A 14,312-nucleotide genomic window follows, 5' to 3' on the forward strand; every position below is an offset into this window, starting at 1 on the left:
CGTGCAACCAGGCGGCCGGTGCGCCGCCGACTCCGTGAGGGATGGATGCAGACGTGACCGAGAGCGCAGGCACGCCCCCCGAACGGGAGAACCCGGCCGAGGACGAGCCGCCGACCGGAACGCCTGACCCGGACGGGCCCGCGTACGACGAGACGGACGACGAAGCGCACGCCGAAGCGGACGATGACGCGGGCGATGACGCGGGCGATGACGCGCCGGCCGACGATCTGGCCGATGCCGACGCCGTCGCCGATGCGGATGCCGACGCTGACGACGACCTGGCCGACGCTCACCCCGCCGACGACGACGGCGATGTCCCGGACGACGACGACCCCGACGACGACCCTGCCGACGAAGTCCCTTCGGCGTCGGCCAACCGCAGGCGCCGCCTGTTGCGTTGGGCCGCCCTCGCCACCGCGCTCGTCGTCCTCGGCGGGGCCGGCGCCGCCTGGTGGCTGTACCGCAAGCTCAACGGCAACATCACCACCGACACCACCGCCGCCGCCGAGTTGGAGGCGTACGAGAAGGAGCGGCCCCCGCTCACCGTGCGGGGCGCTCAGAACATCCTGCTCATCGGCTCCGACACCCGCGCCGGCCAGGGCAACGGGAAGTACGGCACGGACGCGGGCACCCAGCGTTCGGACACGACGATCCTGCTGCACCTCGCCGCCAACCGGAGCAGCGCCACGGCCGTCTCGGTCCCACGCGACCTGATGGTGGAGATCCCCAGTTGCCGGCAGCAGGACGGGACCCGTTCCAAGGAGCAGTTCGCGCAGTTCAACTGGGCGTTCGAGTACGGCGGTGCGGCCTGCACCATCCGTACGGTCGAGATGCTCACCGGCATCCGGATCGACCACCACATGGTGATCGACTTCCGCGGCTTCAAGAAGATGGTCGACGCGGTCGACGGCGTCGAGGTCTGTCTCAAGGAACCGATCAACGACAAGGACGCCCATCTCAAGCTGGCCGCCGGCCGGCACACCCTGCGCGGCGAGCAGGCGCTGGGGTTCGTCCGCGCGCGCAAGAGCATCGGCGACGGCAGCGACACCGAACGGATGGACCGCCAGCAGCAGTTCCTCGGCTCGCTCGTCAGGAAGGTGCAGAGCAATGGCGTACTGCTCAATCCGACCAAGCTCTATCCGGTGCTCGACGCGGCGACCTCGTCGATCACGACCGATCCCGGGCTGAACAGCCTGCGGGATCTGTACGGACTCGTACGCGGCATGCGCGACATCCCCACCGAAAAGGTGCAGTTCCTGACTGTTCCCCGCCAAACATACCGTTACGACGTTAACCGGGACGAACTCAACGAGCCGGAGGCGACCCGCCTCTTCGAGTATCTGCGTATGGACCGGCCGCTGAATGTGGCCTCGTCCAGCTCGGAGGAAGAGGGCGAGGAGGACGGCGAATTCGCGAAGAAGCCGAGCGGCGAGGCCACCCCTTCACCCAGCCCGGCGCCGACGTTCACGGGCACTACGGCGGCGGCCGGTACGTGTCGGTAGCGGATTGGGCGGATTGCCCGCTTGTAGGGGAGTGGAATTTGTCACCAGCATGGCTAGGCGCTGAACTGGGCGGATAGTGTGAGCGATCCGGTGAACCCGGCCCTGAAGGCCGCGCACCGCCGGATCGTAAGACCGAGCGCCTGGGGGGAGGCGTTTCGCGTGGCACCGACGGAGGACTCAAGCAACCGTGGATGCGCAAGGCCGTGGGCGGGCGGACGAAATCGATCCCGCAGACCAGTGGGTACTCAACCCCGACACCGGCAACTACGAACTGCGACTGGACCGCTCCGTAGGGCAGCCGTCCGTCTCGCGCCCCCGCAGAGCCCCCGCCGCCCCCTCCGGGAGAACGACCTCCGGATCGGGCACCGGAGAGACCCGGGAGACGGCCACTCACGGCAGGACCACCACGACGCCCCGGCGCAAAGTGCCGGGGCCGCGCCGTGGTGAAGAACCGCCGCCGGGAGGCCGGCGCGGCCGTAAGCGGAAGCCGGAGAAGTCACGCAGGAAGAAGGCGCTGCTGATCACGGGCGGCGCCATGGCGTTCGTACTGGTGGGCGGCTCGGTGGGGCTGTACGCCTACTACAAGTACCTCGACGGCAACATCAACACGATCGGGGTCGGCAGCGCGGGCAGCGGCGGCTTCAAGAAGGACCAGGCCGTCAACATCCTGCTCATCGGCACGGACAAGCGGACCGGCAGCGGCAACGAGGGCTACGGCGACAAAAACAGCCCCGGCCACGCCGACACCACGATCCTGTTCCACGTCTCCAAGGACCGGACGAACGCGACCGCGGTCTCCATCCCCCGCGACCTGATCACCGACATCCCGGACTGCCCGACTCAGCAGGAGGACGGCAGCCAGAAGGTGATCCCCGGCCAGCAGGGTGTCCGCTTCAACACCAGCCTCGGCCAGTCCGGCCGGGACCCGGGCTGCACGATGCGTACGGTCAGGGAGCTCACCGGACTCACCGTCGACAACTTCATGATGGCCGACTTCAACGCCATCAAGACGCTGACCACCGCGGTCGGCGGGGTCGAGGTCTGTGTCGCCAAGGACGTCAACGACAAGGACTCGAAGCTGAAGCTGACCAAGGGCACGCACACGATCGAGGGCGAGCAGGCCCTCGCGTTCGTACGCACCCGGCACAGCTTCGGCAACGAGAGCGACCTCGACCGGATCCAGACCCAGCAGCAGTTCCTGAGCTCGCTGATCCGCAAGATGAAGTCCGAGGACACTCTCACGAGCCCCACCAAGCTGATGGATCTGGCGGAAGCCGGCACCAAGGCGCTGACGGTCGACGACTCCATAGGGGGCATCAAGGAGCTGGCCGGGCTGGCCGGGGAGCTGGCCAAGGTCAACCCGAAGAACATCACCTTCACCACGCTGCCCGTGATCGACAACCCGGCCGAGACGGTCAAGGCGACGGTCGTGGTCAACGAGAGCAAGGCCGATCCGCTCTTCGCGATGATGCGTTCCGACACCTCCCTGACCGAGGTGAAGAAGAAGGAGAAGGCGGCCAAGAGCAAGCAGGAAGCGCTGCTCAAGGGCGAGCGGGCCGAGCCCTCCGACGTACGGGTGGATGTGTACAACGGCGGCGGCCCGGCGGGCTCCGCGCAGACGACCCTCACCTGGCTCCAGAACGAACAGGGCGTACCGAAGTCCAGCAACCTCGGCAACGCGCCCGCGAAGCTGACGAAGACGACACTCGAGTACGCACCGAACCAGGCCGACCAGGCCCGCGCGCTCGCCGACATGATGGGCCTGCCCGCCTCGGCCATGAAGCAGGCCACGACGGATGTCGCGGCGACGACGCCCATGACACTCACGCTGGGCGAGGACTTCGAGGGCGCGGGAATCCCGCTCAGCGGTCCGACGAAGGCACCGAAGGACATTCAGCAGGTCCAGGCCGACAAGGCGGTGTGCTCCAAGTGATGCCTGCCCGGCGGACCCGACACAGAGCTTGACAATCAGGGGGACGAGTGACGCAGAGCAGCGTGCAGAGGGAGGGGGCGCCCCCGAGGGGGGAGCACGTCCGTGAACTCGGCCTGCACGAGGGCCTGTACGAGGGTGGGGACCCGCAGAGAGAGCCGGCGGACGCGGGAGACGCCCACCGTCGCCGCGTACCCCGGCGCAGACGTCGCGGCAAGTGGCGCATACTGCGCTGGGCCGCGGCGGTTCTCTCGCTGCTCATACTGGGGACGGCCGCCGCCGGATACCTGTACTACCGCCATCTCAACGACAGCATCAAGACGGACGAACTGAACCTTGGCGACAAGGAGATGGGCCGGTCCAAGCCGAACGCCTTCGGCCAGATTCCGCTGAACATCCTGCTCATCGGCTCCGACGCCCGTGACTCCAAGGCGAACCAGGACCTCGGGGGCGCCAAGGAGACCTTCGGTGGCACTCCCCTCGCGGACGTGCAGATGCTGCTGCACGTCTCCGCCGACCGCAGCAACATCTCCGTGATCAGCATGCCGCGCGACACCCTGATCAGGATGCCCAAGTGCACTGCGAAGGACGGCGAGGTCTTTCCGGCGACCGTCGGGCGGCGGATGACCAACGAGTCCCTCGGGCGGGGCGGGCCCGGCTGCACGGTGGCCGCCTGGCACAAGCTGACCAAGATTCCGATCGACCACTTCATGATGATCGACTTCGCCGGTGTGGTCTCGATGGCCGACGCCATCGGCGGTGTCCCGGTCTGCGTCACCGACAACGTCCACTCCCGCAACCACAAGGGCGAGGGCTCCGGGCTGAAGCTGGAGAAGGGCACCACCAACATCCAGGGTGAGGAGGCGCTGCAGTGGCTGCGGACCCGGTACGGCTTCGAGGACGGCACCGACCTGGCGCGTACGCACGGCCAGCACATGTACATGAACTCGATGGCCCGCGAGTTCCGCGAGAACGCCAAGCTCAGTAACCCGACCAAGCTGAACAGCCTGGCCCAGGCCGCCATCGAGGCGATGGTCGTCGACGAGAGCCTCAACAAGATCGACAAGCTTTTCGATCTGAGCATGGAGCTCAAGAAGGTCCCGACCGAGCGCATCACCATGACCACCATGCCGTGGATACCGTCACCGTCGGACCCCAACCGGGTCGAACCCAAGCCGGGCGACGCCGACAAGCTCTTCCAGATGGTCCGCGACGACATCCCGCTCGACGGCAAGGCCCCTGCCAAGAAGAAGCCCGCCACACCCGCATCCAAGGATCCGGCCGCTCCGATCGGTGACATCGCCGTGCTGGTACGCAACGGCACCAGCGGCAAGGACGGCGCTCAGGTCCGCGAGAGGGGCCGGGCCGGCGCGGTCACCGGCGTGCTCGGCGGGAAGGGCTTCACGGCGGCCAGGGCCGACACTCAGTTCGCGGCCGAGGACAAGACCGTGATCCGCTTCCCCAGCAGCGATCTGGAGGGCGACGCCCAGGCGGTCGCGAAGGCCCTCGGTGTGCCGCTCAGCTCGGTGCAGCGGTCGACGGACGTGTCGGGCATCACGCTGATCGTGGGCGCGGACTGGCGTACGGGGAACACGTTCCCCAAGGCGTCCACGACCGACGACGGCAATGCGCCGACCTCGGCCCGCCCGCTCAACGGTGAGGACAAGAAGTGCATGCAGGTCCAGAAGGGCTTCACCTGGTAGCGAGGACGACCTGACGTAGGAAGGGGCCCCCGCGCGGGGGCCCTTTCGTACGTACGGTGCAGCTGTCGTGGCCAGGTGAGGCCGGGTGGGGCCAGGTGGCTAGGCCGACGCCGAGTCGGCGGACGGCCGGACGGCCGGGCGGCGGCTCGCGATGACCTTCTTCGCCAGCGCGCGCGGGCTGGTCAGGAAGCCGTACCCCCAGGACATGTGCATGGTGGCCAGGGCGACGGGGATCTGCGCCCGCGCCTTCAGCGGCAGGCCCTTGCCCACCGGGACCGAGCCCGCCACGATCGCGGCGAGATAGCCGGCCGGGACGACGAGGCCCCACGGGGTGACGGCCGCGCCCAGCACCGCGCCCGCGGCGATCGCGCAGACCGCGGTCGGCGGCGCGAGATAGCGCAGGTTGATCGAGCCGGCGTGGTAGCGGGCGACGACGTGGCGCCAGCGGCCGTAGTCCTTGTACTGCTTGGCGAGCGCCCTGATGCTCGGGCGCGGCCGGTACTGGACCTTCAGCTCGGGCGAGAACCAGATCATCCCGCCCGCGTCGCGGATGCGGAAGTTCAGCTCCCAGTCCTGGGCCCGGATGAACTCCTCGTTGTACCCGCCCTGCCGCTCCAGCGCCTCGCGGCGGAACACACCCAGATACACGGTTTCCGCGGGACCGGCCTGGCCACCGGTGTGGAAGGCCGCGTTGCCGACGCCGATCTTCGAGGTCATCGCGGCGGCGACCGCGTGCTCCCAGTCGTTCTCGCCCTCGGCGTGCATGATGCCGCCCACGTTGTGCGCGCCGGTCTCCTCCAGCAGCCGCACGGCGGTCGCGATGTAGTCCGGCGAGAGCATGCCGTGGCCGTCGACCCGCACCACGACGGGGTGCCGGGACGCCTTGATGGCGGCGTTGAGGGCGGCCGGGGTACGGCCGGTCGGATTCGGGACAGTGTGGACGCGGGCCCGGGCGTTGCCCGCGGTCTCGTGTACCAGCTCGGCGGCGATCTCGTCGGTGCGGTCCGTGGAGGGCCCGAGCGCGATCACCACCTCCATCTCGCCCTCGTACTCCTGCTCCAGGATGTGCTGGACGGAGTTCCTCAGATGACGTTCCTCATTGAGCACCGGCATGATCACGGAGACGGATGGATGCTGGGGCATGTGGTCCTTCGGGGGTCCGGGGTCGCCCCCGGGAGACAGCAGTATCAGTGGTCACGTTACCGCGATCGGGGGACACGGTCGCGCGCCGCCCGGTTGCCGGCGGCTGTCGCAGATCGTATGGGCCTACGGTGCTCACGGTCCCCCCCTTGCCGCCAGCGGAGGTGTCCCACGTGCCCCAGCCGCACCGCTCTCCCGGTTCCCGGCCGCCCCGGCCGCCCCGGAACGCCCCGCGGCGCGGACCGCACCGACGCCGCGACCGGCCCCGGTGGGGTGTGCGGGTGGCGACAACACTCTCCGTGGTGGTGCTGGGGTCCGGAGCGATCGGACACGCGCTGATGACCGGCCTGGACACAGGGATCGACCGGGTCGACCCCTTCAGGGACATGAAGAACCGGCCCGAGGCCGGCCACGGCATGAATGTCCTGCTCGTCGGCACCGACGGCCGGGACAAGATCACACAAGAGGAGAAGCAGAAGTACCGGCTGGGGGGCGCGCCCTGCCACTGCACCGACACGCTGATGCTGGTGCACATTTCGGAGAACCGGGAACGCGCGAGCATCGTGAGCCTGCCCCGGGACAGCTACGCCGAGGTGCCCGCGCACACCGACCAGAACACCGGCGAGCGGCACGAGGCCCACCCGGTGAAGCTCAACGCCGCGTACGCGGAGGGCGGGCCCCACCTCACCGTGCGCACCGTCGAGCACATGACCAAGGTGAAGATCGACCACTATCTGGAGGTCGACTTCACCAGCTTCATGAAGACCGTCGACGCGGTCGGCGGGGTGAAGATCTGCACGGTCCGGCCGATGAATGACTCGTACACCGGACTCAGCCTGCCCGCCGGCAGCCACCAGCTGACCGGCGGACAGGCCCTGCAGTACGTCCGCTCCCGGCATATCGACGGCGCCTCGGACCTCGGCCGCATGCAGCGCCAGCAGCGCTTCCTGGCCGCGCTCATCTCCCGCGTGACCGGCACCGGAGTCATGCTCAACCCGGTGAAGTTCCGCCAGGTCTCCGCCACGCTGCTCGGCTCGGTACGGGCGGACAGGGGCTTCGGTACGCAGGAGATGTTCACCCTGGGCCAGGCGATGCGCGGCTTCACACCGGCGTCGTCGGAGTTCACGTCCGTACCGGTCGTTGACGTCAGCCACCCGGTCAAGGGCATCGGCTCGACCGTCAAATGGGACGAGCCGAAGGCCACGAAACTCTTCAGCGCGCTGCGCGACGACCGCCCCCTCGCCCCGTACCGGCCGAAGCGGCAGCGGGCCGCGCCCGTCGACGTCGCCCCGCAGCAGATCCGCGTACACGTCGAGAACGGCACGGCCATCGACGGCCTCGGCGGCCGCGTCGACAAGGCCCTGAAGGCCACCGGGTTCAACACCACGGGCAGCCCGGGGAACGCGGCGAGCCGCGACGTGCGGCGGACGGTCGTGTCGTACGACCCACGCTGGAACCGCTCGGCGCAGTCGCTGGCGGTCGCGCTGCCGGGGGCCGAGCTGCGGGCGGTGAAGGGGCAGGGGCCGACGCTGCGGGTGACGGCCGGCACGGACTTCAAGGGAGTCACACCGGTCCGGGCGGAGGACCCCTACCAGGGCGAGTTCGGCGTGGTCACGGGCGACCAGGTGGTCTGCCCGTAGGTGGTGGCCCGAGCGGCCGGGGCCGGCTCAGTCGTCGAAGCCCTCGGCGGACCGCTTCTCCCGCAGTTCCTTGATCGCCCGCCGCCGGGCGAGCCGGTGCGTACGCCGGATCTGCGCCTCCTGGTAGCGCCGCTCGTCGCGCTCGGTCTCCGGTATCACGGGGGGTACGGGCCGGGGCTTGCCGTCTGCGTCGACCGCGGCGAACACGAGGTACGCGGTGCCGACCTGGGTCGCCGGCGTCGACTCGTTCCAGCGCTCCGCCAGGACCCGGACCCCGACCTCCATCGAGGACCGGCCGGTCCAGTTGACCTGCGCCTTCACATGAACCAGGTCCCCGACCCTGACCGGCTCCAGGAACACCATCTCGTCCATGGACGCGGTGACGGCGGGGCCACCGGAGTGCCGCCCGGCAACCGCGCCCGCCGCGTCGTCCACCAGCTTCATGATCACGCCGCCGTGTACCGTCCCGAGCAGGTTGGTGTCACTGCCGGTCATGATGTGCGAGAGGGTCGTTCGTGAAGCTGCGGTGGGCTTGCCGGGAAGATCTGTCATGGTCACCACCTTAAGTCCGGCCACATTGCATCAGCTCTGCAACAGCCCGGGCCCGATTCCCCACCCGCCCTGTCAGCCGGCACGACCCGGCATGCATGCTTGTCGGCATGAATGACTGGCCCGACGGATGGACCGACAACCGCAACGACCGGTACGGACGGGGCAGCGCGAGCGCGCAGCCCGAAGGCGCCCGGTCCATGCGGCACATTCAGCGCAGGCAGGCCCAGGGACCTGCCGCCGCACCGCCGGTGCCGGGCGTTCCGCCGCAGCAGTCGCAGGGTTACGACGACTACGACGGCGCCTACAACCAGGGCCAGGTCTACGGCGGCGGCAACGGCTCCGGTGGCCGTCCGCGGCGCACGGCGCAGGCCGCCCCCGACTGGCGCCGCCGCTTCAAGCGGGGCGCGCCGGCCCTGGCCGTCGTCGTCCTGGCGGTTTCCGTCGGTACGTATTTCTGGGCCGACTCCAAGCTCAAGCGCGAGGTCGACCTCTCCAAGGTCATCGAGCGGCCGGGCGAGGGCGACGGCACGAACTACCTGATCGTGGGCTCGGACAGTCGCAAGGGCATGTCCGCCGAGGAGAAGAAGAGGCTCCGGACGGGCTCCGCCGACGGCAAGCGCACCGACTCGATGATGATCCTCCACGACGGCAGCAACGGGCCCACCCTGATCTCGCTGCCGCGTGACTCGAACGTGGAGATACCGTCCTTCCGCGGCTCGGACTCCGGCAAGCTCTTCCCGGCCCAGGGCCGCCAGGTCAAGCTGAACGCGGCGTATTCGGAGGACGGCCCCGAACTCCTTGTCCGTACCGTCGAGCACAACACCGGCCTGCGCATCGACCACTACGTCGAGATCGGCTTCGCCGGCTTCGCGAACATCGTGGACGCGATCGGCGGCGTGGAGATGGACATCCCCAAGGCCTTCAAGGACAAGAACTCCGGGGCCGACTTCCAGGCCGGCAAGCAGACCCTCAACGGCGAGCAGTCGCTGGCCTTCGTCCGCACCCGCTACGCGTTCGCGGGCAGCGACCTGGACCGCACGAAGAACCAGCAGAAGTTCCTCGCCGCCCTGGCGAGCCAGACGGCGACGCCGGGCACGATCCTGAACCCCTTCAAGCTGTACCCGACCATGGGCGCCGGCCTGGACACACTCATCGTCGACAAGGACATGAGCCTGTGGGACCTGAGCCAGATGTTCTTCGCGATGAAGGGCGTCACGGGCGGCGACGGCAAGTCCATGAACATGCCGATCTCGGGCACCAGGGGCGGCAACCTGGTCTGGGACAAGGCCAAGGTGCAGCAGCTGGTGCAGCAGCTCAAGAACGACGAGAAGGTAACCGTCGAGTCGCATTGACTCCTCCCCCTCCCAACGGAGTCCTCAACGAGGGGGATTCCTAGCTCACGTCGCCTGCGGCCCGGCGGACCAGCAGGTCTTAAACGATCAGCGCTAGCCGGGTATGAGACCAGCCCGGACGAGCATCACGCGGGCGGAGTTCTTGTCTCTGGGCGAGACGGCTCCGCACGCGGTGCACCTATACGTTCGTTCCGAAAGAGGTAGTGCGTGCTTGGCTCTTGCTCCGCACTGTGCGCAGTCCATTGTGGTGTGCGCGGGGTGTACGAGGTGCAGCTCGCGACCGTGTTTGCGGGCCATCTCGATCAGCGCTCGCTTGGTCGCGCCGATGGCAGCGTCAGCGGCCTTCCTCGCCATGGTGGACTTGGCGAGGACCTTCGGGCGAAAGTCCTCCACCGCCAGGCGGTCATGGTCGCGGGCCACAGCCTTGGCCCACTTGCGGCCGGTGTCCTCACGCTGCCGGGCCACCTTCTTGTGGAGCTTCGCGGTCTGTCGCTTCGCCTCGCGGTAGCCCTTCGATCCTGTCTGGCCACGCTTCGGCTTCCGTCGGGCCATCATCCGCTGGTAGCGGGCCAGACGCTGGGCGGTGTTCTTCCCATGCTGCGCGTGGGGGAGATCGTGCGCGTCGGAGGTGGTGGTCGCGGTCTCTTTGACGCCCCAGTCGATACCGATGTCGCGGCCGGTGGCGGGCAGGGCCTCGGTTGTCGTGGCGACCACGAACGATGCGTACCAGTGTCCGAGACTGTCCCGGTACACGCGCACCGAGGACGGGGGCTTGGGCAGCTCCCGCGACCACACGACCGTCAACGCGATTCCGAGGTCGCCCTCAGCACTCCCGTGGTGGACGCCGAATCGCCCGGCGGCGATTCGGCTTAGCCGGATCCCTCCCCCACCTAAAGTAAAGGTGGGGGCGTCCTCCGGTTATCAGGTGAAAGACAGAGGCACCCCGAAGGGTGCCTCTGACCCACCGAGAGTGCGGTCAGTCACTGACCGGCGGGCTCGAGCACGACGGGCAGCTCCGTAAGGCCGCGGAAGGCCGGGAACGGAACCTCCAGCCAGGGCGCCTCACGCGCGGGGTCGGCCAGAGCCACCCTTGGGAAGCGGCTGAACAGACCGGTGAGAGCGAGCTGCATCTCCAGTCTGGCCAGCGGCGCTCCCAGGCAGTAGTGGATGCCGTGCCCGAACCCCAGATGGCCACTTTGCGCGTCCGGTCGCGTCACATCGAACTGGTCCGGGGAGTCGAACTTCAGCGGGTCGCGGTTGGCCGAGGTGAGCGCGATCTGCACCAGGGCGCCCTTCGGAATCCGCGTCCCGGCGATCTCTACATCCTCGGTCGCGAAACGGAACGTCGCGCTCTCCACCGAGCCGTCGTAGCGCAGCAGCTCCTCCACCGCCTGTCCCACCAGCTCCGGGTTCGCCTGCACGGCGCGGAGCTGATCGGGATGGGCGAGGAGATGGTGGACGGCGTTGCCGATGAGGTAGGCGGTCGTCTTGTGACCCGCGAACATCAGCAGAAACGCTGTCGAGATCAGCTCGTTCTCCGTGAGCCCGCCGTCGTTGTCCCGGGCTGTGATGAGAGCGCTGAGCAGGTCTTCACCCGGGCGGCTGCGCTTACGGGCGATGAGGTCCGCGAAGTACGCGTGCAGGCTCTCCTCCGCCTTCTGCTGGGCCAGCTTGGATTCCTTGCTGAACCCGGTCTGCGCCACCGTGGTGGACGAGCGCTGCACCTCCGACCGCTCGTCCGTCGGCACGCCGAGCAGTTCGCAGATCACGGTGATCGGCAGCGGGAACGCGAACGCGGGCAGCAGGTCGACCGGTTTCCGGGTCGCGCATCCGTCGAGCAGCGTGTCGACGATGTCCTGGATCTGCGGCCTCAGCGACTCCACGCGGCGCGGGGTGAACTGAGAGCTGACCAGCTTGCGCAGCCGGGTGTGCTTGGGCGGGTCGGAGTTGAGCATGTGATCGTCCAGAGCCACGGACGAGTCGCCGAAGATCCTCCGGTAGGCGTCCATCGCCCCGTACATGTCCTTGCTCAGCCGCGGATCCGCCAGGGCGGCCCGCGCATCCTCGTACCGCGTGATCAGGTACGTGTCGATGCCGTGCGGCGGCCGCATGGGGCATACGGGCGCCGCGTCCCGGAGGCTCGCGTAGACCGGGTGAGGGTTCCGCCGGAACTCGGGGGTACATCTCTCGGCTGCTGCGACGGGGTCTTCCAGGGTGGTCACGGACGGCTCCTCAGGTCGAAGACAGCCTCGGCGTTGCCGCCGAGGATGAGCTGCTGGGACGCCTTGTCGACGGGCAGCTTCTCGATCATGCGAATGAGCTCCTCCAGCGGCGCGGACATCGGCGGTGAGTCGGTGCCGAACAGCATCCGCTCGGGTCCCAGCACCTCCGCGTTGAGGCCGAGGTGCGCCGGGCTGAAGGGGCTGGTGTCGACGTACATGCGCTGCAGCGCCGCGCCGGGGTCGGCCGCCGGCGGGGTGGAGGCCGGCGCCGGCGGCGCGCCCCCGGCCCAGTGCCGGGGGCGCGCCGCCGTCTGCAGGCGTTCCGGCAGCAGCGCGAGCGCGCCGCCGCCGGTGGCGCCGATCAGTCGCAGGCCGGGGTACTTGTCCAGCCATCCCGCGAACGCGATCATGGCCATGCCCATCGTGACGTCGCCGAACCGGCCGATCTGCTCGACGAAGCCGACGTCGTCGACCCGTTCCGTGCCGATCGGCTCGGCCGGGGCGTGCACCAGGACCGGCACTCCCATCTCGGCGGCCAGCGCGAAGAAGGAGTCGGCCCGCTCGGAGCCGAGCAGCTCGCCGTGGACGCTGGAGGTGGTGATCAGACCGACGAAGGCGGGGTCTGCCAGCGTCTCCCGGACTCCTTCCAGGTGATCGTCGTCGCCGAACGGGTTGGCGTACACGTACCCGCGCAACTGGTCCGGGAAGGACGCGATCAGGCCCGACATCCAGGCGTGGAAACCTCGCAGCCGGTCTCGTGGCTGCGCGTAGTTGTCGACGCCCGGGACTCGCGCCATCGCGCCGGCGCCAACCGGACTGCCGATGATCGTGAGGTCGATCCCGGCCTGAGCCCGGGCGGCGAGCATTCCGTCGACGTCGGTCAGGCTGGGGGGCATGGGGAAGCGTCTGGCCGCCTCCGGTGGGGACAGATGCCCGTGGATGTCGATGATCATTTGCGGGTTCCCGGGTTCGGTGTGAGTGCGTGGGTGACCGCGACACAGTCCTCGTCGCCGTGCCCCTGCTCGGTGGCGCGGATGTGGGCCTCCGCGGCCGCGGAGGCGAGCGGAAGCCGCACTCCGGCCTCCGCGGCCTGGTCCACGACGAGTTGGAGGTCCTTGGCCATCAGGCGCAGCCGGAAGTCCGGCTTGTCGTAGTGCCCGACTGCCAGGCGCTTCGACTTGAACGACATGACCGGTGAGGCGAAGCCGCTGCCCGCGATGGTGCTGAGGACGAGCTGCCGGTCGAGTCCGGTGGCGGCCGCCAGCTCGACGGCCTCGGCCAGAGCCTGCACCTCGATCCCCATCAGCAGGTTGAGGAGCAGCTTCATCCGCATGCCGGAGCCGAGTTCGCCGAGGTGGACGACCTCCTTGCCCAGCATGTCGAGCAGCGGCCGCCCCGCGGTGAAGACCCGCTCCTCGCCGCCGACGAACAGCCGGAGTCCGCCGGTACGGGCGTGCTCGCGGTTGCCCAGCATGCCGACGTCCAGAACGGACGGCACGTCCCCGGCGAGACGGACGACCTCTTCGGGGGCCACCGTGCTGGCGCAGACCAGGGAGCCCGGGTACGGGCCCCCGGTCAGGACCCCGTCCGGTCCCCGCAGCACGGCGCCGAGCGCTTCGCCGTCGGCCACTGCGCAGATGGCAGCGCTCGTACCTTCGACGGCATGGGCCGGGTGGGTCGCGGCGAATGCGCCGGCTTTGGCGAGCGGCTCGGTCCGCTCCGGGGTGCGGTTCCAGACCCGCACCTGAATGCCCTGGTCAAGAAGGCGAGTTGCCAGGCTGGTGCCCATCGTGCCGAGACCGAGTACGGCGACGGGGCCGGTGGGGCGCGTCATTCCTTCACCCCCACGGTCTCCTGGATGACCTGGAACCGCAGCGACTGAGTCTTGTCGACCCACTCGCGCAGCGGAGCCACCAGTGCGCGGTGGTCCTCGCCCTGCTGCCAGGCGAAGAAGTGCTCGGGCGTCTCCCACTCGCTGGTGATCACCCACTGCCGGGAGCCGTCGATGGGTTTGCCGAGTCTTTCGATGAGGTGCCCGGGGACGCTGGCGACGGACTTGCGCATCCGCTCGTACATGTCCAGAAACCCTTGTTCGCCGCCCTCGATGACGTGGACCGCGAACACGACGGACAGCTTTTCGGCCGATTGGCCCTTCTGCGCAGTGCCCATGTCTCCTCCTGGTGGTGAGATCTGACAGAACACGACTCCAACCGACTCATGGCGCTGGGGGCCGCGCAACTCCGACATGGGCACAACCCAACGGACACAAGG

At 68.9% G+C, this 14,312-nt stretch carries 11 protein-coding genes and 1 pseudogene; 5 read left to right on the forward strand and 7 right to left on the reverse strand.

What is annotated here, in order from left to right:
- The first annotated feature begins 41 nt into the window (after positions 1-41).
- From NLX86_RS21005 to NLX86_RS21015, 3 genes are all read left to right on the forward strand, one after another.
- Positions 42-1,502 (forward strand): LCP family protein, encoded by a 1,461-nt coding sequence (locus NLX86_RS21005; RefSeq protein ID WP_254373285.1) that lies wholly within the window; start codon positions 42-44, stop codon positions 1,500-1,502.
- A gap of 187 nt (positions 1,503-1,689) precedes the next feature.
- Positions 1,690-3,435, forward strand: coding sequence for an LCP family protein (locus tag NLX86_RS21010; RefSeq protein WP_254373286.1), 1,746 nt, complete (start codon positions 1,690-1,692; stop codon positions 3,433-3,435).
- Positions 3,436-3,482: 47 nt separating this feature from the next.
- Positions 3,483-5,135, forward strand: a complete 1,653-nt coding sequence (locus NLX86_RS21015; RefSeq protein WP_254373287.1) for an LCP family protein — start codon at positions 3,483-3,485, stop codon at positions 5,133-5,135.
- A 99-nt stretch (positions 5,136-5,234) separates the two neighbouring features.
- Here the strand turns inward: NLX86_RS21015 and NLX86_RS21020 are convergent, their stop codons facing one another.
- Complete coding sequence (locus tag NLX86_RS21020; RefSeq protein WP_254373288.1) at positions 5,235-6,278, reverse strand: glycosyltransferase family 2 protein; 1,044 nt, start codon at positions 6,276-6,278, stop codon at positions 5,235-5,237.
- Between the two features lie 272 nt (positions 6,279-6,550).
- Here NLX86_RS21020 and NLX86_RS21025 point away from each other — a divergent pair, with 272 nt between their 5' ends.
- Entirely contained in the window at positions 6,551-7,915 is a 1,365-nt protein-coding gene (locus NLX86_RS21025) for an LCP family protein (protein ID WP_374213919.1), read from the forward strand.
- Positions 7,916-7,942: 27 nt separating this feature from the next.
- Here the strand turns inward: NLX86_RS21025 and NLX86_RS21030 are convergent, their stop codons facing one another.
- On the reverse strand, positions 7,943-8,467 hold the full coding sequence (locus tag NLX86_RS21030) for an acyl-CoA thioesterase (protein ID WP_254373290.1): 525 nt from the start codon (positions 8,465-8,467) through the stop codon (positions 7,943-7,945).
- A 107-nt stretch (positions 8,468-8,574) separates the two neighbouring features.
- Here NLX86_RS21030 and NLX86_RS21035 point away from each other — a divergent pair, with 107 nt between their 5' ends.
- Positions 8,575-9,819: an LCP family protein gene (locus NLX86_RS21035; RefSeq protein WP_254373291.1), complete on the forward strand. Its 1,245-nt coding sequence runs from the start codon at positions 8,575-8,577 to the stop codon at positions 9,817-9,819.
- A 62-nt stretch (positions 9,820-9,881) separates the two neighbouring features.
- Here the strand turns inward: NLX86_RS21035 and NLX86_RS21040 are convergent.
- The 5 genes and pseudogenes from NLX86_RS21040 to NLX86_RS21060 all read right to left on the reverse strand — a co-directional run.
- Positions 9,882-10,632 (reverse strand): annotated as a pseudogene (locus NLX86_RS21040) (RNA-guided endonuclease InsQ/TnpB family protein); the annotation flags it as partial.
- A 167-nt stretch (positions 10,633-10,799) separates the two neighbouring features.
- Entirely contained in the window at positions 10,800-12,041 is a 1,242-nt protein-coding gene (locus tag NLX86_RS21045; RefSeq protein WP_254373292.1) for a cytochrome P450, read from the reverse strand.
- On the reverse strand, positions 12,038-12,994 hold the full coding sequence (locus NLX86_RS21050) for an amidohydrolase family protein (protein ID WP_254373293.1): 957 nt from the start codon (positions 12,992-12,994) through the stop codon (positions 12,038-12,040). The genes NLX86_RS21045 and NLX86_RS21050 overlap by 4 nt, the downstream gene beginning before the upstream one ends.
- On the reverse strand, positions 12,991-13,875 hold the full coding sequence (locus NLX86_RS21055; RefSeq protein ID WP_254373294.1) for an NAD(P)-dependent oxidoreductase: 885 nt from the start codon (positions 13,873-13,875) through the stop codon (positions 12,991-12,993). Before NLX86_RS21055 ends, NLX86_RS21050 begins: the two co-directional genes overlap by 4 nt.
- On the reverse strand, positions 13,872-14,210 hold the full coding sequence (locus NLX86_RS21060) for an antibiotic biosynthesis monooxygenase (protein WP_254373295.1): 339 nt from the start codon (positions 14,208-14,210) through the stop codon (positions 13,872-13,874). Before NLX86_RS21060 ends, NLX86_RS21055 begins: the two co-directional genes overlap by 4 nt.
- Positions 14,211-14,312: the final 102 nt, after the last annotated feature.

Origin of the sequence: Streptomyces sp. A3M-1-3 (assembly GCF_024213665.1) — a bacterium.
Lineage (GTDB): Bacteria > Actinomycetota > Actinomycetes > Streptomycetales > Streptomycetaceae > Streptomyces.

Coding starts and splice junctions, on each gene's coding strand:
- NLX86_RS21005 (WP_254373285.1), top strand. CDS start 42: ATGGATGCAGACGTGACCGAGAGCGCAGGCACGCCCCCCGAACGGGAG.
- NLX86_RS21020 (WP_254373288.1), bottom strand. CDS start 6,278: ATGCCCCAGCATCCATCCGTCTCCGTGATCATGCCGGTGCTCAATGAG.
- NLX86_RS21030 (WP_254373290.1), bottom strand. CDS start 8,467: ATGACAGATCTTCCCGGCAAGCCCACCGCAGCTTCACGAACGACCCTC.
- NLX86_RS21035 (WP_254373291.1), top strand. CDS start 8,575: ATGAATGACTGGCCCGACGGATGGACCGACAACCGCAACGACCGGTAC.
- NLX86_RS21050 (WP_254373293.1), bottom strand. CDS start 12,994: ATGATCATCGACATCCACGGGCATCTGTCCCCACCGGAGGCGGCCAGA.
- NLX86_RS21055 (WP_254373294.1), bottom strand. CDS start 13,875: ATGACGCGCCCCACCGGCCCCGTCGCCGTACTCGGTCTCGGCACGATG.
- NLX86_RS21060 (WP_254373295.1), bottom strand. CDS start 14,210: ATGGGCACTGCGCAGAAGGGCCAATCGGCCGAAAAGCTGTCCGTCGTG.